Here is a 20,014-nt window from a genome sequence, read left to right as displayed (position 1 = left end):
GAGGAAGACAGATGAACGTATTTGTAATTGGAGCGAATGGACAGATTGGAAAGCAACTCGTAGAACGATTGAAGCAGGATGGGAAGCACGAAGTCACCGCGATGGTGCGGAAACAAGAGCAGCTAGACGAGTTCAAAGCGAACGGCTATCAGGCGGTTCTCGGAGACTTAGAAGGTGACGTTGAGACGTTGAAGCAAGCGATGAGCGGCATGGACGCAGTCGTGTTCGCGGCCGGTTCGGGCGGCAGCACGGGAGCCGACAAAACGTTACTCATCGACCTAGACGGTGCAGCGAAAAGTGTCGAGGCGGCCCAAGCGAACGGCAACATTAAGCACTTCGTGATGCTCAGTGCCTTGAAAGCGGAAGATCGCTCGGCATGGCCCGATTCGATGAAACCGTACTACGTGGCAAAACATCATGCGGACCGTTTGCTCGAACAGAGTGGACTCGACTATACGATCGTCCGTCCAGGCGCGCTCACAGACGATGCCGGTACAGGCAAAGTGAACATCGACAACGTGTCGACGGGCGAGATTCCGCGGGCGGATGTCGCAGCGTTCTTGGCCCATGTCATCGGTCGACAAGAAGCGGCAAACAAAGCCATCGACTTGGTCAAAGGTGATACTGCAATCGAAGAGACGATATAAATCATGTGAGCGAGCGGATTCGAAAATCCGCTCGCTTTTTTGCGGTGATGTGTCAGCCCGTTCGAAAAAGGAATTGATGCGGCCGATAGAGAAAGTAAAGACGTATCTATTCAAGAAAGGGGTCTGTTCATGACCGCGTTATTTGTCTATATGGCCGCCTATTTACTGCCGGCCTTCTTGTTGAGCCATCTCGCGCTCGACGTCTTGTTACGTAACCCGCGACAAGTCGAGCATCGTCTGCTCAGCCTGTTCGTATTCGGTTACGCAATGCTGTTTTTGGCGGAGTTCGGCCGTCACTTGTCACCGATCGAAGCGAGCCCGGCGTTCGTTACCTATTGGTTCGGCAATGCCGGCATTTTGATCTTTATCTTTTCGGTCCATTTCATCGTCAAAGTGACGGGCGTCGGTGCGAAGATGCCGAAATGGGTATACCCGTATGCAATCTACTTACCGTTGATCCCGGTTGCTTTGACGTTCATTCGACAAGAGAACATCATCAACAGTCAACGCTTCGACCAAGTCGGGCTCTGGATTTATCCTGAATTCAACGTTTCTTATTTGACGACGATGACGATTGGGAACGTCTTTCACTTCCTGATTATTTTGTTGTTGGCGTATGCGCTCAAACGAGCAGAACGGCATGAACATCAACGGGTGCTGCGTCTACTCATCTTGACGGCGGTACTCGTCTTGATTTGGGACATCGTGTTCGGTTACTTCCAATTTCGTGGAGTCATTCCGCCTTATGCGTATATGTACGGCGGATTGGTCTGGACGGTGGCGCTCGTTTTGGCAATGAACCGGCTCGATTTTCTCGCCTCTTACGCCAAGCGCTACGGGACGTTGTACAACTTGAACCCGTCGGCCATTCTGCTCGTCGACGATACTGGTCGGATCGAGAGTGCGAACCCGGCCGCACGCATGTTGTTCCACACGGTCCGTGTCGTCAATGAACGGTTCGTCGACCTATTGCCGGAGAAGAAGCGTGAGGAATGGTGCGATCACTATACACAGCACTTCACGGCCCAAAAGAAGTTTTTAGAGTTCGAGACGAAGGTTCAGACGAAGACCGGACAAGAACGATACGTCGTCATCGATGGTGACTTCGTCTATATCGATCAAAAAATTCACGGCATGATTTTGATTCGCGATGTCCACACGTTCAAGGAAGCGGAGCAGTCGATTCGTTTTTTCGCCTATCATGACCCGCTCACGAAGCTCGCCAATCGTCGGGCTTTTTATGAACAAGCTGATCAAGCGTTGCTTCAAGCGGACAACCTTGCCCTCGTCATCCTCGACCTTGACGGGTTTAAAGGAGTCAACGACACTTACGGCCATCAAGTCGGCGATGACTTCTTGATCCACCTCGGCGTCCTGCTCGAAGAAGTGACACCGGACACCGGGCTCGCGTCGCGCGTCGGCGGTGACGAGTTCTACATCTATTTGACGGACGTGGAAGAAGCGGACATCGTCATGTTCGTGGAGCGGCTGCGGACGACGTTGGTGGAACGGCCGTTCAAACTAGGGCACGGGGTAATCCCGATTCGAGCAAGCATCGGCGTCAGTGTCGCGCCAGACCAAGGCATGGATTTGGACACGTTGATTCATAAGGCGGACCAAGCGATGTATCAAATCAAGCAGCAAGGTAAAAATGACTATGCGATTTACGACGACGCGTTACACGGTCCGACATAACGGGAACGGTAGTAGAGATGTGATTTCAAAAGGAGGAGATGGGATGTCAGAACAACCATTAGTGACGATGCGGGCCGAGGGCGAAGCGACGAGCGTGAAGACGACGGTGCATGTGCGCGACTTACAACCGTTCGTTGTCGATGAGCCGGAACGTCTCGGCGGGACCGATGCCGGACCGAATCCGCTCGAATACTTACTCGGGGCGCTATCATCGTGTACGACGATCATGATTGCCTATGTCGCGCAAGACCAGGACTTTAACTATGACGGTGTGACGTTCGCGACGGAAGGGACGCTCGACCCGCGCGGCTTCCAAGGCGTCGAAGGGGTCCGGACTTATTTCGAGAACGTGCACATCAACATCGTGCTCGACACGACCGAGTCGGATGAACGGATCGAGGCGCTGCAAAAAGGCGTCGAGGCCCGGTGCCCGATCCACAACTTGATGCATACGGCTGACGTCGACATCACGGCGACATGGACACGAAAATAACGAGAGGATGGGGCAACCCATCCTTTTTTTGTGAAATGACAGGGATTTTTCGTGTAGGACACGAACAGGAGTAAGACGTGAGACAGGAGGCGCAAATGGAAATTCGTCCTATGACAGAAAAAGACGCCCACGCGATCCAAGCGTGGACGTATGAAGCGCCATATGGTTTTTAGCCGTACTGTTTCTGATGGGCCTTCTTACGTTTCAAGTAGTCCTCGTCAGCACGGATCTCGTCCCACCGCACTTTAAAGATGCGTGCCGATTCGGCTTTTTCTTCGTCGATTTGGCGATCGTGAATAGCGCCGTCGTCTTTATACTTGCGGCCACCTTTATAGTTGGCGTAACGACGGGCCCGGGTATGGCCCATCTGGATGAACTTCCGCGCCATGTCCATGCCGACGAAATCGTCGTTTGCCCGATACGCTTCAAACAGCTCCATGATCTCATCGGCGGACTGTTTGGCGATGGCAGGTGTCTTAAAGCGCCAGTGCGGTAAAATCTCACTCTTGTAAGGCTCGACGAGTAACACACCTTGTTCGCCTCGTCCGACGCGATACAGCTCGGGCTGCTCGCGAAAATCAATCGTTTCAAAATCTAAGTCGTAATCAAACGGCATCGTCATCCCTCCTCTGTTCCGTTGTTCCCGGAACGGAGGCGAGGGAAACGAGCGAAGGAGTAGCTGACATGATTCTATTAGACACAGAACGGCTACGGCTCAGAGCGTTTCAGCTCGATGACGCCGAAGCGATGCATCGCTATGCGAAGAATAAGCGGGTCGGACCGATGGCGGGCTGGGCCCCGCACGAGTCCGTCGACGAGACGCGGGACGTCATCCGTATGTTCCAGCAAGATCAAGACGTCTGGGCGATCACGTTGAAAGCGACCGGCGAACTGATCGGCAGTATCGGTTTGCACGACCGACGCCCGGACCCGGATATCCAACACGACAACCAGCGCGAAATCGGCTACGTGCTCAGTCCGGATCATTGGGGGAGAGGCTACGTCCCGGAAGCGGTCCGTGAGCTGCTTCGTCACGGATTTGTCGACCTCGGCCTCGAACGAATTTGGTGCGGTTATTTCGATTTCAATGACCGGTCGCGTCGTGTCGTCGAGAAGTGCGGTTTCACGTATGCGTTCACGACGACGCAAGAGCTGACCCGGTTGGACGGACGGACCGTTCGGAGTTTGGTCTATGTCATCACGCGTGAAGGTTACATGAACCGCTCATCGCTTAACTAAGGATGGTGGCTTTATCAATATGAAAGGGCTTGTATATTGACTATCAACATACGAGCCCTTTTCGACGTTACTTCATTCGGAGAAGCGATTCAGTGCGATCATCGAAAAAATATCCGTGTTTGTAAACGTCGAGCTAATACAAGGTAAGATCCGAATAAGATAACTCCGAAGAGTGTAAGCCCGGTCGTGAGTGTGAAGAACGGCGGACGATACGTCAACGCGACCTCGTTGCGACCTTCGTCGAGTGAAACGGCGCTCCAAGCATAGTTTGCTTGCAAGACGTCGCGTCGCTCTCCGTTCACAGTCGCCTTCCACCCTCGTTCATACGGAACAGGGAGGACGGCATATGTCCCTTCGGTTGCGTCTTCAACCGTGAAGTCGATGTCAGGTCCGTCCCAAACGACCGGAATATCCGGGATAGAAGCCGCTTCTTCAAGGGCGTCTTCGAGTGTCGCATAATCTTCCCACTCGATCGTCACGTCTTCAAGTACATACGTTCCTTCCGGTAGACGGAGCGGTACGTTTTTCTCGAGAGGTGTCCGAAGCGTCATCGAAGTGAAATTGGTCCGATAAATCGACGCTTCTGGTTTTCGAGTCGTCCGGTAATTCCCAAGCCGGATGAAGAAATCGTCACCTTCAAGCTTGCGAATCTTGAACGAGACATACAAATCACCCGTCGCCGAGTCTGGGACGTCCGGAATAAAATCAACTCCGCCTTCTTCAGCGGTGACTTGGAGTGTCTCATCTTCCCATACCGCATTGACAGGCTCACTCACAAACGTAATCGTTTGCGCTGGGGACGGTGTCTCGCTCCCGTCTTCTAAGATGACACCCGACAGCATCGCTTGCTCACGCGTCAACATCGAAACATCTTTAAGCGCTTCACGACTGTACGTGTTTGATGTCGTCCGGATGAACGGCAAGCGGGTCGCGCTCTCATAAACGGCGTAACGTTCTGTTTCGGCAAGCAGTTTGAAGCCGTACGGCGCTTCGCTCGCGATTGCTTTATCACGCATCCAATAAGGAGTCGACAGCACATGATGTAAGTTCGAACGGTTGCCGAGTGTCCCGTAACGGCTGACACTTTCCCGTCTCATATCAATTTCAAGGTCGCTCCAATAAAACGTGAGCAAATGTCCGTTCAAAATACTCGAGTATAGGCTCGTCCCAAGGAACGACTGGACGATCGGTGTATTGTTTCGCAACGGTATCATCCAGTCCACGCGTTCGAGCGGTCCGGCTTTTTCACGGACGACGTCGATGAGTTCCCGTTGTTCGGCACTATTGTAGTGCTCGCTTGTCACGAACGTCTCATTCGTATCGATAATCGACAAATCGTGGAGCACCAACTTTGTATATCCGTTGAACACGATGAGACAAGACGCGATGATGAGGTACGGAGCCAACAATGGTTTAAGCCAAAACGATAAGACGGTTAAAATCATGAGGGCAAACATACCGAACACGATTGGCCATGGCGCGTTACCGAATATCCCAAAACCGAGATAAGCCAAAACGGTTACAACTGCTGTCTTGAAAAATGATGTTTTTTCGAAGCGCCAATGCGTCAAGCCGACAGCAACCATGCCGCCGATCGTGAAGCTCGCCAAATACTCCCAGCGATATTGCGGTGCCGAGAAGCCGTTGAAGAAGCTACCGACGTGCGGACTGAAATGGAGTAGGGTCAACAGTAGACTCATGCTCGCAAACAATCGGAACGTGACGTGACGGTAGAGCGGACGATAAAGAGCGAACAGTAGGAAGACGGCCGGTAGGATCAGCAGATTGCTATCGTATAACAAATTGTCGAGCTGAATCCAACGAATCTCATGCTCGAGCGATGGTCGCTCATTTTGCAAAAAGCCATAAGTCGCCGGAATGAACGCAAATGAACTCAGAAGTAGGGCAATGACGCCAGATCCGCTATAGAGCAACCATTGCTGTTTACGACTGACCCGATCTTCGGGTAGGTGAATGAATTGTCGGAACAAGACATAGACGAGAACGAAGACTAAATTGATGTAGGCAAAGTAAAAGTTATTGATCAGCATGATGGCACTAACAACAATAAAGAAGTCGGCGCGACCGTTTCGGATGATGCGTTCGAGACCGATGACAAGGAGCGGGATCCAAAGAAAGCCATCCGCAAAAAACTCCCAAAACGTCACGTGACGGATGTACATGACCGACACACCATAAATGACGGCACCGACGAAAGCGTGGAGTGTGCGGACGTTAAACAACTGATACGCATACGTCGCGAACACGATGACGACAGCGAGCCGGATGACACTCACAATCAAGGCGAGACGCAACCACATGTCCAAGTCAGGTGTGACGAGTCCGAGCACATCAAATAAGGAAACGACGGCGACCGAGAGCCAAAATACGACTGACGTCGAAAAGTAGTAAGCGAGTTGTGTGAGGATACCGCCGCCGAAGCCGAAGTCCTCGGCATAGACGAGATTCCCTTTATGGAACGTTTCGTAAAGGAAATGCTTGAACGGGACCATTTGCGATAAGCCGTCATTCGGTCCGGCGATGAAGCCACCCTGTGATTGATAGTAGATGAAAAAAGCGTGGGCGATGGTCGACACGAGCAACGCGACACTGATGAGTTTGAACTGTCTCATATTGTCGATTGCTCACGTTTCAAAATTTTACTCGTGACGATGAACGTCGCCGGCACAGCGATAAAGATGGCGAACAACGGGGCCAACGTCGTCGAGACGTTCAGTTGTTCGACGAGCAAATAAATACACACCGTCGTGACTGTGAAGTTGACGACTTGCGTCAACGGAAACTGCAAAAATTTCCGTAGCGTCGGTTTGACTTTGAACGTGAAATAACTGTTCAAAAAGAAAGAGGCGATCATGCTGAGCGTGAATGCCACCACATGAGAGACCCCATAGCTGGTGTTCCATAGATGATGAAACAACATATAAATCAAATAGTAGTTAAGAGTATTAATTCCCCCAATGGCGACGAATCTTATAAACTCGGCCTTTCTCTTGTTCATTCGCACTCTTCCTTTGTATGTTAGTTTCTTGAATCAAGTAGGCCGGACGGCGTTTCGTCTCAAAATAGATGCGACCGACGTACTCACCGATGATCCCGAGGCTGACGAGCTGGATTCCACCAAGTAACAGGATGGCTGAGATGAGCGTGAAATAGCCTGGTGTGTCGATACCGTCTTGAATGATGTCAAACAGTGTCAACAGAATATAGAGCATCGACAGTAGTAAAATCAATACGCCTGAGTAAAAGCAAAAGCGCAGCGGTTTCGAATTGAAAGAGATCAACCCGTCGACACCGTAATTGAATAGTTGGCTAAACGACCATTTTGTCTCGCCGTTTTGACGGAGCACATTTTGATAAGTAATCGTCTTTTGTTCCATGCCAATCCACGAGAATAAGCCTTTTGAGAACCGTTGATGCTCGTTCATTCGTAAGAGAGCGTCGACAGCCTCGCGGCTTAGCAGACGGAAGTCACCGACACCGTCCTCGAGTTCGACGTCGACGATTTTGTTGATAAGCTTGTAATACGTCCGAGAGGCCAGTTTTCGAGTCCTGCTTTCGCCGGCTCGGTCGCGCTTGGCGATGACTTGATCAAATCCTTGCTCGAAACCGGCAACCATGTCCGGAATCAGGGACGGCGGATGCTGTAAATCGGTATCCATCAAAATCGTCGCATCCCCCGCCGCGTGTTGCAACCCGGCCAGGATGGCTGCTTCCTTCCCGAAATTTCGCGAGAATGAGATGTAACGCACTTCAGGATGACGCTTTGCCAAATATTTAATTACATCAAGTGTACGATCCGAACTTGCATCATTCACGAATAAGATTTCATAAGAATAAGGAGTGCCGTCAAACTGTTCATGGATGGCGTCGAAGAGGAGAGGAATGTTTTTTTCTTCGTTATAGGCAGGTAATACCAAAGAAATCGTCTTCATAAAAAACACTCCTTTCTACATACTTCCGATGATTATCCATTCCCGAACAGTTGCAAACTCAAGCGTCAATGGTTCCTTTCACATAAAACAAAAACATCCACACCGTCAAAATGGAGTGGATGTAAGATCAGTTAGTCAATCGAGCGAAGCAATGCGCGCACCGGGCTACCATCGCCTTCCACAATCGGTAGCGGGACGGCGTTCAACTCGTAATCCCCGGGCGCGATCGCATCGAGGACAAGTCCTTCGAGGATGTGGACGCCGTTCCGCGCGAGTGCGTGGTGGGCGTCCATGTCTTTACTGTCGATCGCGTCGACCGATGGCAGGTCGAGACCGATCAAATAAATACCGAGCTGTCCCAACCGCTCAGCGAGGGATGGCGTCAGTTCCGGGATCTGGCTTGGGAATTCAGCTTTGTTCGGCCAGCCGTCCGTCTTCAGGATGAGGCGCTCGACACCGGTCAAGTCGAACCCGTCCAAATCGCTCGCTTCAATCTTTTGGCGGCCGGGCAAATGAATGACCCGGGCCGGTCCGATGTAGAGCCCGGGGTCGAGGTCGATCACCCGCTTGCCGGCATCGTCAAAATGGAACGGGGCGTCAATATGTGTGCCTGTATGTAGACTCATCGTCACTTTGCCGACGTTGACGGAGCCACTGTCCGCCATCGGCCAAGCGATCTCGTAGTGGAACTTTGTGTCGCCCGGCCATGTCGTGATCGAGTCGTCGAGCGGCTGTGATACGTCAATCCATTGTGTCATCGTTATGTCTCCTCACAATTTTGTCCGGACGGTCCATAGTTCAGGGAAGAAACGGTGGTCGAGGACGCGGCGCAAGTAGTTCACGCCGGACGATCCACCCGTACCCATTTTTTGACCGATGATCCGTTCGACCGTGCTCATATGATTGAAACGCCACACCTGTTGTTGGTTGCCGATGTCTAGCAACTTCTCGCCGAGTTCATACAAGTCCCAGTACGTGTTGACGTCCCGGTACACGGCGGCCCAAGCGTTCTCGACGCTCTCGTTCCACTCCCAGTCCTGCGTCACGTCCCGGTCGAGCACGTCCGCGTCGATATGCAGTCCGCGGCGGTGCATCTCACGGGCGGTCACGTCATAGATGCTCGGTGCGTTCAGTGACGCCTCGAGGAGCGGATAGAGTGCCTCGTCATGGGCATAGACACTGAGCGTCCGTGCGTTTTTAAAGCCGAGCGCGAATTCAATCTGGCGGTTCTGGTACGATTGGAAGCCAGATGACGAGCCGAGCTCGTCACGGAACTCTAAATATTCGGCCGGGGTGAGCGTCGCGAGGACGCTCCACGATTGGATGAGTTGTTGTTGGATTTTCGAGACGCGGGCGAGCATTTTGAACGAGCGTTCGAGCTCACCCGTTTCGATGGCGGTCACGGCCGCAGCCAACTCATGCAAGATCAACTTCATCCACAGCTCACTCGTCTGGTGGATGATGATAAACAGCATCTCGTCGTGGTGGTCCGACAGGCGATGTTGACTCGATAAGATCGGGTCGAGCTGTAAATAGTCGCCATACGACATGTCTTTTGAAAAGTCAGTTTGAATCGATTGCTCGACTTTATGTTCGATACGTTCACTCATCGTTAATCTCCTTAAGCTACGACTTCACGGACGTTCTCGAACGCCTCGTATTCTTTATTGTCCATTATTGCCTTCAAGATCATGACGACGTCGTACACGTCGGTGAACGTGTTGTAGAGCGCGACCGGTGCGAGGCGGATGATGTTCGGCGCTCGGAAATCGGGAATGACGCGATGTTGTTTGAGCGCTTTACAGATGCGGGCCGCCTCCGGATGCTCGAGGCTCAAATGGGCACCACGTCGTTTTTCATCGCGCGGGCTGCCGATGACGAAGCCGTGCGGTGCGAGCAGTTCATCAATCAATTCGGTCATATACGTCGTTAAGGCGAGCGACTTCTCACGAATCGCTTCCATGCCGACCTCATTGAACATCTCGAGCGCGCCGAGTTGTGGCGCGAGGCTCATGACGTGCGGTGTCCCGATTTGGAACGCACCGGCATGTTCAGCTGGTGTCATCGTATGGTCCATGTCGAACTGTTTGTCTTTTCGTGATCCGAACCAGCCGGCAAGACCTGGCGTCGTCCCGAAATGACGTTCATGGACGAACAGCCCACCGACGCTTCCTGGTCCGCCGTTCAAATGCTTATAGTTGCACCAGTAGGCGAAGTCGACGCCCCAATCGTGAAACGCGTGCGGGATGGCGCCGACCGAGTGGCACGCATCAAAGCCGATCAAAATGTCGCGTTCGTGTGCGGCTTTGGCGAGGCGGGCCATATCAAGAATCTGACCGCTCCGATATAACACCGTCGGCAAGACGATGAGCGCGATGTCGTCAGTCATCGCGGCGATGATGTCATCCTCATTTAAATAACGGCCGTCACGGCTCGGCACTTGAACGAGATGCTCGGCCGGATCGAGGTCTCGTAGCAAGAGTTGGCTTTGGAGTGCGTAAATGTCCGACGGGAACGTCAGCGCATCGGCGAGAATTTTCGTCCGTTTGCCGACCGGTTTAAAGAACGTGGCGGCGAGCTGGTGCAAGTTGACGGTCGTCGATCCGGTGACCATGACTTCGTCGGCACTCGCACCGATGAGCGGCGCGTTGAGTGCGGCCAGCTCTTCTGACAGGTTGAACCACGGATGGCGCCCTGACATCCAGCCATCGATTCCGAGTTCTTTCCAGTCACTGAGCGACTCGAGTAACGTCTTCTCGGCTCGTTTCGATAACAGACCGAGCGAATTCCCGTCCATGTAGATCCCGTCTTGCGGTAAGTAAAACTCTCCCCGGTAGTGTGCGAGCGGGTCGCTTGCGTCTCGCGTCTCCGCATAACCGCGTGTGAAATCTTGAACCATACCATTTCCCCCTTTGACTATCGTGCCATGCTGACAAAAGCGTAGCAATCGGACGCATACGTGTCAACACGGACCGACGTATCGAGACAGCAATAGAGCCGCCATGAAATCGGCGGCTCAGACAAACTCATTTGATTTTTTTGATGTTCTCTTGACGCAACAAGCTTAACAGCGTGTACACCATCAAGATTAGAATGATCGTGAACGGCAGGGCCGAGATCAAGGAAGCGGTCTGTAGCCCTTCGAGTCCGCTCGCGATGAGCAGGACAGCGGCGATGCCACCGAGCAAGATGCCCCAGACGATGCGGACGGAAAGCGGCGGGTTCAAGCTTCCGTTCGTTGTCATGCTGCTGATGATGTACGTCGCCGAGTCGGCCGACGTGATCAAGAACGTGAGAATCAATAAAATCGACAAGATAGACAGGATGAAACTGAACGGCAGCTCGGCGAACGTGACGAACAAGGCGCTCGTGACGTCCGCGTCGACTGCCTGGGCGATCGATGTCCCTTCAAACAAGTCGAGATGAAGGGCGGTCCCGCCGAACACGGCAATCCACATGAGCGCGATGAACGGTGGTACGACGAGAACACCGACGATGAATTCGCGAATCGTACGGCCTCGTGAAACACGAGCGACGAACGCTCCGACGAATGGCGACCAGGCGATGGCCCATGCCCAGTAGAAAATCGTCCAGTCCCTTACCCACGTCCCTTGTTGATAAGGTTGGAGACGGAGACTATAGCGGATAAAGTTTTGCAAATAGTCGCCAAGCCCGAGCGTGAACGTCTCTAAGATGAAGATGGTCGGACCGGCGAAGAAGACGAACACCATCAATACAAGTGCCGTTCCGAGGTTGATGTTACTGAGCCATTTGATCCCGCGATCGAGACCGGTCGTCGTCGACGTCAAGAACAAGGCGGTCAATACGACGATGATGAGGACTTGGACGAGTGCTGTGTTCGGCAACCCAAAGACGCTATTCAGTCCGCCATTGATTTGCAGAACGCCGAGCCCGAGCGACGTCGCGACACCCATGACCGTCGCGATGACGGCAAAAATGTCGATTGCTTGGTTGAGTGGTTGTTTGTAAGGCCGTTCTTTGATGAGTGGCGATAAACTTGTCGAGATCCGACCGTCCGTGTTCCGGCGAAACTGGAAGTAGGCGATGATCAATCCCACGATGGCGAAGACGGACCACTGACTGACGCCCCAGTGAAAGAACGAATAGGCCATGGCGAGTCGGGCTCCCTCGACTGTCAATCCGGTCGTATCCGCATATGGGGGCGTGATGAAGTGACTCATCGGTTCAGCGACGCCCCAAAAGACGAGCCCGACCCCAAAACCAGCTGAAAATAACATTCCGATCCAAGTGAAGAACGGGTATTGTGGTCGGTCGCTGTCTGCCCCGAGACGAATCTTTCCGTACTTGCTGAAAGCGAGGAAGATTAAGAAGAGGACGAAAAAGAAGACGGCGAGTAAGTAGAACCAACCGAACGACCGGGTCGTGAAGTTGAAGATACTGCCGGCGATATCAGCAAATAATGTCGGGCGAATCGCACCGAATAAGACGAGCAGGGCAATGATGCTCGCAGAAATGTAAAACACACGATTCAAACGCGGTTTTCCAGGTGAGATGTTCATAAAGAACTCCTTTCTGAACAGGCAAATATTATTGAGAACTAATAATAAATTCCCTATTTTTGAAAGTGGGAAACCGGGGTTTTCATTTACTGTGCAATCTGACAGTTGAGACTGAGCAAATCAGGGAATTAGAATGGAGACAAACATGCTGAAAGGAGAGAATTAAATGAAATTGATTGCCATCGACTTAGACGGGACGTTATTGTCGCGCACCGGTGTTATCACAGAAGCGAATCAACAAGCGATTCGGCGACGGCAGGAGCGCGGTGATTTGGTCGCCATCTCGTCAGGACGTTCAATCCATGACATCGAGGAAATTTTAAAACGGAGCGGGTTGACGTGTCCGATCCTTTCCGGGAACGGGGCGATCGCATTTTATGAAAATGAACGCATTTACTATCACGCCCTCCCGAAACAAGTCGTTCAGGAGTTATGGGACGTGGCGCATGAGCACGATACGTACGTCGAGTTTTATACGAACGCTGGTGTCAAAGTGCTGCGCACGGGTACCGACTTGTTAAAAGGCGAATTAGATGAGGTGTTACCGCACGACCAGTCGTTCACCCGAGAGTGGGGCGAGCGGGAGATCGAGATTCAAAATGAACAGTTCGGCCTGACATACGTCGATACGATTGACGAGATTGATTTTGAAGCCGATGAAGTGTACAAAGTGTTCATCTATTCGTTCGATCGTCGTAAGCTGCATAAGCTACGGAAGCTGTACGAGCCGCGGACTGATATTTTGATCACGACGGCGGGATGGACGAAGATTGAAATCGGACATCCGAAGGCGAGTAAAGGCATGGCGCTGAAGCAGCTCGCCGAGCATCATCAGATCCCGCAAGAAGAAATCGTTGCGATTGGGGACAACTTGAATGACATCTCGATGTTTGAAGTGGCGGAAACGAGAATTGCGATGGGTAACGCGGTCGATCCGTTAAAAGATATCAGTACCCATATTACGAAAGACGTCGAGGCTGATGGAGTCGCGTATGCGCTTGATCGTTATGTATGAGCTGAAATTTTGAAGAAATGGTGAACTAGGGTTCGTCACTGGGCAGAACGGCTATTGTATTAATGTAGTCCTCATTCAACGTGTTGAGCTGAAAGGGGGCAACGAATGAAACAAAGATTCAGTCGTTGTTTGGCCGAGGCCGGCTCGGTGAAACGAGAGACAGCATGTCCGAAAAATCGACCTGTGTGACCGTCCTTCATATCCGATCTGTCGTCCACTTTGCGTATGTTAAAACGGCAAGGGGCAGACAAACATGATGCTTTGAGGAAGCAGACGTCAACGGATATCGATTTTTCTGGAAACAGAGGTGAGCAGGACGAGGTTCGTGACAGATTTCATTTTTCACAGTCGAAGTGTCGGTAAAATGCCAATCCGGAACCGTTATTTTCGCTTCTGTGCCAGGCTATATCGACCTCTAGACGAACGTACGCTCAGAAATCATTGCGTGAATCGCGTCGATTTTCTAGCACGTATTTGACCAATCCAATGGGACGGTCGATTGAGACGTATCTCGATCGGGTGAAAGTCCGCTTTTTTAGAAAATGCTCACCGTTAAGCGCCACACGTGTGGCGCTTTTTCTTAGGTGATGGGTGAAGGGGTGAATCTATGCCGAAATTGTACTGGCTCGGTACGTTTGTGAGCGGACTGTTGCTCATGTCAATCGGAGAGGCGAGCGCGGTGCCGCGCGTCGTTCCGTATTTTTTGATAGCGGTCGGTGTGACCGGCTTTTTAGTCCAATCCTGGTTCGAACAAAAACGACGCCGTTGACACGGCGTCGTTCGTCGTTAAATCGATTCAAGCAACTGATTGAGCAGCGTATCGATGTCAGCTTGGAGCGCATCGGCTTGTCGTTGCAGCGTCATCAGTTCCTCCACGTCGTTCGTGTCGTTCATTTGAGTGAGTAGACTCTGATGATCATCTTCGAGCTGGTTCAATCGTGCCTCGTCGGCCGCGGTATCGACGGGCCGTTGCGGTTTGGCTATTTTGGCTTTCGGTTGCGAGACGGGTTCAGCGATGTGAGGTTCAACCCGTTTTTCAAGCGCGTAGGCGACATTTCCCGGGAAACGGGTGATTGTTCCATCGAGCCAATACGTGATTGGGAACAGTTTGTTCAAGAAGTACCGGTCATGGGAAACGACGACGAGCGTTCCGGTGAAGCGGTCGAGTGCTTCTTCGAGCGCCTCGCGCGCTTCGATGTCGAGATGGTTCGTCGGTTCGTCGAGAACGAGCACGTTCATGTCCTCGTGCATGAGGACCGCGAGCATGAGCCGCATCTTTTCACCGCCGCTCAAATTGCCGACCGGTTTGAACACGCTCGCTCCATAAAACAAGAACTGGGCGAGCAACTGCCGTGCCTTGCCCTCGTCGACTGCGATCCGGTCTCGGAACGCCTCGATCAAGCGATGCGAGTCGTCGAACTGGACGTGCTGGGACAAGTAGCCGATTCGGGCCCGTTCCGCCCGGCGAACGTCTCCGGAAGTCGGCTCGATCTCGCCGAGTAATAGCTTTAAGAGCGTCGACTTGCCGCTGCCATTCGGTCCAACGATGGCAATCCGTTCCCCGTGACCGGCGTAGAACGAGACGTTTTGAAACACGGTCTGATCATACGTGACAGAAGCGTCTGTCACTTCAAACACATCGCGCCCGGTTCGCCCGCTCGCGGTGAACGTGATGTCGGGCTGAATCGCCTCGAGTCGTGGTTTTTTGATCGTCTCGATCCGAGCCAGCGCCTTTTCCATCGACTTGGCGCGGCGGTAGAACTTTTCGTTCGGGGGATTGCCTTCGTTTGCCCATTGCCGCAACTGCCGGATCGTCTCTTTCATCTTCTTGATTTTCTTTTGTTGCTCGGTGTAGGCATGGAATTGGTCGAGCAACAGCTTCTCTTTTTGAGCGACGAACGAGCTGTAATTGCCGTCAAAACTCGTCAACTCACCGTCCTCGCATTCGACGATTCGTGTGGCGACAACATCGAGGAAGACCCGATCGTGCGAGACGAGCAAGAGCGTCGACGGGCTGTCCCGTAAGAATGACTCGAGCCAAGCCATCGCTTCTAAGTCTAAGTGGTTCGTCGGCTCATCGAGGATGAGCAGCTCTGGTTCTTGCAGCAGTGCCAAAGCGAGCCCGATCTTCGTCCGCTCGCCGCCGCTTAACGTGTCGAATGGGCGGTCGACAAACCGCGTGAGGCGCAGCCCATCGATCATAGCGTTCACTTTGGAGTCGATCACATAGCCGCCGCTCTGTTCGTATCGGGTTTGAAGCGCTCCGTATTTGTCTAATAACGATTCAAGTCTGTTGCTTGACGCCATCTCTGTCTCGAGCGCATGCATCGCCTCGCCGAGCCGAATCAGTTCGGCGAACGCGGTGTAGAGCACGTCGCGCCCGCTCTTGTCCGGATGGGCGGGCAATTGTGCCAAATAACCGATGTTGAGCCGTTGTTTTCGATAAATCGTACCATCGTCAGGCGTCTCGGTGCCGACGATCAAGTGGAGCAACGTTGTTTTGCCGCTACCGTTCCGTCCGACAAGTCCGATCCGCTCGCCTGCGTTCACGTGGAGATTGGCATCGGTCAGGACGGCGTGGCCACCGAATTGTTTTTGAATGTGTTGCATGTCGATCAACATGTGAGTTCCTCCTAAAGTCGAGGCCTATCAAAAAAAACCGAGCGCAAACAAGCGCTCGGTAAGGAAGAGAGGCGCTTCGTCGTATTTTCAACAATGTCTAAAAAAGGACAGACGGGTCCCTTGTTTAAGCGACATCGTGAAAAATCGCACGCAAAATGTACAAATGTTCAGTTGACCAGTGCGTACGTTCGACAAAGTTCACCTTTCTCCCTCCTTTCAATCATCGATATAACTAGTGTAAGCGATTTCTTGGATTTCGACAACGATTGAAAAACAGGAGTTCATCCGATGGACGTCGTATTAGTTATGAATCAAAGGAGGGATGAAGATGCGCAAGGAATGGCTCGGTGCCATCAGTTTGGCGCTCGCCGCTAGCATTTGGGGCGGGATGTACGTCGTCAGTAAGTATGCGCTCGGGTTCATCGAGCCGTTCACGCTCGTCTGGATGCGCTACGCCGTCGCGTTCATCGTCTTGTTCGCGGCATGGTCGTTGTTCGGTCGTGAACAAGTGAGGCGAGAGGATTGGAAATGGATCGCGCGCGTCGGTGTGATCGGTTACGTCGCTTCGATCTCATTCCAATTCATCGGCACGAAGCTGTCCGATGCCCACACCGGCTCACTCGTGACAGCAGCGACACCGGCGTTCATGGTGTTGTTCGCCCGGTTGATTTTGAAAGAGCAGCTCACACCCGTCAAAATCGGGTCACTCGTCCTGGCGACGCTCGGCGTCATCATCGTCGTCGGCTGGCACGTCGATGGGACGTATTTGCTTGGCAGCCTCGTCTTGGTCGGTGCCGCCATCACCTGGGCGCTCATGTCCGTGTATGTCAAAGTCGCTTCGCAAACGGTCTCGTCTCTGACGATCACGACGTTCGCGATTGGGATTGCCTTCGTCTTGATGACACCGCTCATGGGTCTCGAAGTCGTGCAGTCTGGCGTTCCGGACATGACGAGCGTCCTTTGGCTCAGCGTTTTATACGTCGGCATCATCTCGACGGCCGGGGCGTTCTTCTTTTGGAACAAAGGACTCGAACTGATGGATGCGAGCGTTGGGTCGCTGTTCTTCTTTTTCCAGCCGCTCGTCGGAGGTTATCTCGGTTGGCTCGTTCTCGGCGAACAGCTCGACCGAAACTTTTTCATCGGCGCTGCCTGTATCGTCACGGCCGTCACCTGGTCGACACTCGTCGAACGGCGCCAAAAGCGTCGCCTCGACGTGACGGCTTCATACGAACGAAACATTTTATAACACGAACGGTCGGCCCAATGAAGGGTCGACCGTCTTTTTAAAATCCGTGGTCATCCAATTTGTCCTGGTCGCGCTTCATCTCGAGTTCGAGCCGCTGGATCGCCAGCTTTTCTTGCTCGACTTTGAGCCGCAGCTCCTCGACGCGAGCTTTGCGCGTCTTGATGATTGTGTCCGAGGCGATGGCGATGACGGCGATGATCATAATGTAGAAAAAGAAATCCATCTGAATTCTCCTCCTCTCAGCGTCTGCTGAACAAGTCTGTGACTAGTTGTTGCGTGAGCAACGCCTCGCGTCCGTCCGTCAAAATCGGAGTATCGTCAGTCAGCGCCGTGATGAAGTGGTCGATTGCTCCTTGGAAGCCGCGTTGCGTGAGCAACGTATCCCACGAACCGAACGTTTCGGTCGAATGCGCGCCGTGTTCGAAGCGATGGAGCGTCACCATTTCATCGACCGTCAACCGAAGTCCGTCCTTGATGGCGACGAGTCCTTCGTGATTGACGCCCGCCTTGCGGTGCATCGACGTCGTATGCAGGCCAGATCCGTCTTGCCAGACGTGACGTGCGAAATGGAGTCCGTTCGATGCGGTCGTCTCAATCTGTCCCGTCACGAGCCGTAAGTCGCTTCCGGCAAAATAGCGGAGCGTATCGACGACGTGCAGGTAATCGTCGAGTAACGTGAACCGGTAATCATGTCCGCGCAAGCCGTCCCCCCGGTGCTTGACGAAGTCGAGCGAGTGGAATGGGGCCGCTACCTTCACTTGATTATACATCGGGGCGAAGCGACGGTTAAAGCCGACCATCAGCTTGCGGTTCGTACGTTCTGCCGTTTCGACGAGCCGTTCTGCCTGTTCGACGGTTGCGGCGAGCGGCTTGTCGACGTACACGTCGACGCCTTGCGCGAGCAAGTAGGAAACGACCTCGTAATGCGTCTCGGTCGAACTATGGACGAACGCCGCATCGACAGACGAGGCGAGCGAATCGAGTCCCGTGAACGATTCCATCCGATGAGCCCGACAAATTTCATCCCGTTTAGCTTGTGTCGGAGAGTAGGCGCCGACGAGTTCGAACGAGGTGCTGTTCGTCAAGATGGGCAAATACGCTTTTTGGGCGATGCCGCCGAGGCCGACGATACCGATTTTCGGTTTTCTCATATGTACCACTCCTTTCTTCCATCATAACGAAAAAAGAACCGGATGACACCTACGCTTCACGCGTAAAGTCATCCGGTTCTATGTCAGAGACTGGCACTTAGTACGATGTCGCCCTCGGGTGTTTGATTGCCCCGTTCAGGCTCTTTCGTGACGGCGACCGTATCCCAATCTGTCGCTGACTCGGTCGAGTCGAGCGTATAGATGACGGTACCGTTGCCTTTATCGTCTGTGACGAACGCACCGGTCGGAATCGGGGAGCCGTCCTTCAGCAACCAGACTTGATATACTTCGTTCGCCTCGAGCGGTGCGAGGCCGCTCGTCTGGACGATGAGTTGGCGATCGCCGTCTTGCTCGGCCAAGTAGGCGACCCCTTCTGATTCGCCTTCGAGCGGCACCGTGTCGGTCAAGGTAATCGCGGTCGGCTCGTCTTGATTCATCAACAGATAGCCGTTACCGACGAGTGAGAGGACGAGTGCGGCCGCGAGTGCGAGCGCCCCCCACGAAGACTTCTGCTTTTTACGAGTTTCCGTGAACGGTGTGACGGGAGACGGTTCGGCTTTGACGAGCTTCGGTTCAGTTGTGTCTTCGGCGAAGACGTTGTCGAGAATGCGAGCCTTCATGCCGCTCGGTGGTTCGGTCGGTTCAGAGAGGAACGCGACGCCTCCGACGAGTGCCTCGAGTTGTTCGAGTTCTTCTTGGCACGTTTGACATGTTGCCAAATGTGCCTCGAAGCGAAGCCGTTCGTCTTCCGTTAAATGTTGGTTGAAATAGTCGATCAATTGGTCACAGGCGTTCATCGTTCCACCTCCTTATCTATATCGTCATGGGATAGATGTTTTCGTAACTGTTTCAGCGCTAATCGAATCCTTCCTTTTACGGTACCGAGCGGGATGTCGCACGCGTCGGCAATCTTCTGCTGGCTAAGACCTTGGAAATACATGAGCCGGACGACTTTTTGTTGCTCGACCGGCAACTCGGCCATTGCCGTCTCGATTTGGGCCCGTTCTTCTTGCCACTCGACCTCGGTCTCGACAGAAGGGGACGGGGAAGGAATCGCTTCAGCATATGATTCATCGAGCTGTAAATCGGGTTTGCGTTTTCGAATCAAGTCGATCGTGACGTGCCGGCTCATCGTGAACAGCCACGATTTGAACTTGCCTTTCGACTCGTCGTACACACCGCCGCCGCGCCACAGCTTGATGAAGACTTCTTGCATCGCTTCTTCGGCGAGGTCGCGGTCTTTCGTCAGTTGCATGACGAACGCGTACAAGATTCGTTCGTAGCGGTCATATAATGTTTCGAGCGCTTGCTTGTCTTTTTTCCTGACGCGCTCATACAATTCAATATCAGTCATAGCGTTCTCCTTTACTCATGAAGGGAGTCCCTTGTATTTGTCTAACGGATAGAATCAT

The 20,014-nt window shown here is 52.9% G+C and carries 20 protein-coding genes; 7 read left to right on the top strand and 13 right to left on the bottom strand.

All coding sequences use genetic code 11. The features are described from left to right. Nucleotides 1-11: 11 nt before the first annotated feature. The 3 genes from A6395_RS07200 (at nt 12) to A6395_RS07190 (ending at nt 2,835) form a co-directional block, all read left to right on the top strand. Nucleotides 12-647, top strand: coding sequence for an SDR family oxidoreductase (locus A6395_RS07200; RefSeq protein ID WP_071398521.1), 636 nt, complete (start codon nt 12-14; stop codon nt 645-647). Nucleotides 648-776: 129 nt separating this feature from the next. Then, the gene (locus tag A6395_RS07195; RefSeq protein WP_071398520.1) at nt 777-2,342 is read left to right on the top strand and encodes a GGDEF domain-containing protein; all 1,566 of its coding nucleotides are present in this window, start codon (nt 777-779) and stop codon (nt 2,340-2,342) included. A 43-nt stretch (nt 2,343-2,385) separates the two neighbouring features. Next, nucleotides 2,386-2,835, top strand: coding sequence for an OsmC family protein (locus A6395_RS07190; RefSeq protein ID WP_071398519.1), 450 nt, complete (start codon nt 2,386-2,388; stop codon nt 2,833-2,835). A 169-nt stretch (nt 2,836-3,004) separates the two neighbouring features. On the opposite strand, the gene A6395_RS07185 is transcribed toward A6395_RS07190, so the two are convergent. After that, complete coding sequence (locus A6395_RS07185) at nt 3,005-3,451, bottom strand: DUF4385 domain-containing protein (RefSeq protein ID WP_071398518.1); 447 nt, start codon at nt 3,449-3,451, stop codon at nt 3,005-3,007. 68 nt (nt 3,452-3,519) lie between these two features. Here A6395_RS07185 and A6395_RS07180 point away from each other — a divergent pair, with 68 nt between their 5' ends. Continuing rightward, complete coding sequence (locus A6395_RS07180) at nt 3,520-4,074, top strand: GNAT family N-acetyltransferase (RefSeq protein ID WP_071398517.1); 555 nt, start codon at nt 3,520-3,522, stop codon at nt 4,072-4,074. Nucleotides 4,075-4,172: 98 nt separating this feature from the next. Here A6395_RS07180 and A6395_RS07175 read toward each other — a convergent pair whose 3' ends face one another. The 7 genes from A6395_RS07175 to A6395_RS07145 form a co-directional block, all read right to left on the bottom strand. Continuing rightward, on the bottom strand, nt 4,173-6,707 hold the full coding sequence (locus A6395_RS07175; protein ID WP_071398516.1) for a YfhO family protein: 2,535 nt from the start codon (nt 6,705-6,707) through the stop codon (nt 4,173-4,175). Then, nucleotides 6,704-7,015, bottom strand: coding sequence for a GtrA family protein (locus A6395_RS07170; protein ID WP_330849203.1), 312 nt, complete (start codon nt 7,013-7,015; stop codon nt 6,704-6,706). Before A6395_RS07170 ends, A6395_RS07175 begins: the two co-directional genes overlap by 4 nt. Nucleotides 7,016-7,040: 25 nt before the next feature. Further along, complete coding sequence (locus tag A6395_RS07165) at nt 7,041-8,027, bottom strand: glycosyltransferase family 2 protein (RefSeq protein ID WP_070329448.1); 987 nt, start codon at nt 8,025-8,027, stop codon at nt 7,041-7,043. A 131-nt stretch (nt 8,028-8,158) separates the two neighbouring features. After that, nucleotides 8,159-8,785 carry an arylformamidase gene (gene kynB, locus A6395_RS07160; protein WP_070329447.1) on the bottom strand — a complete coding sequence of 209 codons (627 nt, stop codon included), beginning with the start codon at nt 8,783-8,785 and terminating at the stop codon, nt 8,159-8,161. A 12-nt stretch (nt 8,786-8,797) separates the two neighbouring features. Next, the gene (kynA, locus tag A6395_RS07155) at nt 8,798-9,637 is read right to left on the bottom strand and encodes a tryptophan 2,3-dioxygenase (RefSeq protein WP_071398514.1); all 840 of its coding nucleotides are present in this window, start codon (nt 9,635-9,637) and stop codon (nt 8,798-8,800) included. 11 nt (nt 9,638-9,648) lie between these two features. Further along, nucleotides 9,649-10,926 (bottom strand): kynureninase, encoded by a 1,278-nt coding sequence (gene kynU / locus A6395_RS07150; protein ID WP_071398513.1) that lies wholly within the window; start codon nt 10,924-10,926, stop codon nt 9,649-9,651. 127 nt (nt 10,927-11,053) lie between these two features. After that, complete coding sequence (locus tag A6395_RS07145; RefSeq protein ID WP_071398512.1) at nt 11,054-12,568, bottom strand: BCCT family transporter; 1,515 nt, start codon at nt 12,566-12,568, stop codon at nt 11,054-11,056. A gap of 166 nt (nt 12,569-12,734) precedes the next feature. Here A6395_RS07145 and A6395_RS07140 point away from each other — a divergent pair, with 166 nt between their 5' ends. Both A6395_RS07140 and A6395_RS16085 read left to right on the top strand, forming a co-directional pair. Further along, nucleotides 12,735-13,583: a Cof-type HAD-IIB family hydrolase gene (locus A6395_RS07140; protein WP_071398511.1), complete on the top strand. Its 849-nt coding sequence runs from the start codon at nt 12,735-12,737 to the stop codon at nt 13,581-13,583. Between the two features lie 607 nt (nt 13,584-14,190). Beyond that, nucleotides 14,191-14,352, top strand: coding sequence for a hypothetical protein (locus A6395_RS16085; protein ID WP_173647382.1), 162 nt, complete (start codon nt 14,191-14,193; stop codon nt 14,350-14,352). 17 nt (nt 14,353-14,369) lie between these two features. Here A6395_RS16085 and abc-f read toward each other — a convergent pair whose 3' ends face one another. Continuing rightward, nucleotides 14,370-16,205, bottom strand: a complete 1,836-nt coding sequence (gene abc-f, locus A6395_RS07135; protein ID WP_071398510.1) for a ribosomal protection-like ABC-F family protein — start codon at nt 16,203-16,205, stop codon at nt 14,370-14,372. A gap of 328 nt (nt 16,206-16,533) precedes the next feature. Between abc-f and A6395_RS07130 the strand changes: the two genes are divergently transcribed. Then, nucleotides 16,534-17,451, top strand: coding sequence for a DMT family transporter (locus tag A6395_RS07130; protein ID WP_071398509.1), 918 nt, complete (start codon nt 16,534-16,536; stop codon nt 17,449-17,451). Between the two features lie 37 nt (nt 17,452-17,488). Here the strand turns inward: A6395_RS07130 and A6395_RS07125 are convergent, their stop codons facing one another. The 4 genes from A6395_RS07125 to A6395_RS07110 form a co-directional block, all read right to left on the bottom strand. After that, the gene (locus A6395_RS07125; protein ID WP_071398508.1) at nt 17,489-17,674 is read right to left on the bottom strand and encodes a hypothetical protein; all 186 of its coding nucleotides are present in this window, start codon (nt 17,672-17,674) and stop codon (nt 17,489-17,491) included. Nucleotides 17,675-17,690: 16 nt separating this feature from the next. Beyond that, nucleotides 17,691-18,602, bottom strand: a complete 912-nt coding sequence (locus A6395_RS07120) for a Gfo/Idh/MocA family protein (protein ID WP_071398507.1) — start codon at nt 18,600-18,602, stop codon at nt 17,691-17,693. 83 nt (nt 18,603-18,685) lie between these two features. Beyond that, complete coding sequence (locus tag A6395_RS07115) at nt 18,686-19,399, bottom strand: anti-sigma factor (protein ID WP_071398506.1); 714 nt, start codon at nt 19,397-19,399, stop codon at nt 18,686-18,688. Then, complete coding sequence (locus A6395_RS07110) at nt 19,396-19,956, bottom strand: RNA polymerase sigma factor (protein ID WP_070329168.1); 561 nt, start codon at nt 19,954-19,956, stop codon at nt 19,396-19,398. The genes A6395_RS07115 and A6395_RS07110 overlap by 4 nt, the downstream gene beginning before the upstream one ends. Between the last annotated feature and the right edge of the window lie 58 nt (nt 19,957-20,014).

It is taken from the genome of Exiguobacterium sp. SH31 (assembly GCF_001816105.1).
GTDB classification, from domain to species: Bacteria; Bacillota; Bacilli; order Exiguobacteriales; family Exiguobacteriaceae; genus Exiguobacterium; species Exiguobacterium aurantiacum_A.
Note: the sequence above shows the minus strand (reverse complement) of the source record. Positions and strands in the feature narration are given on the sequence as shown.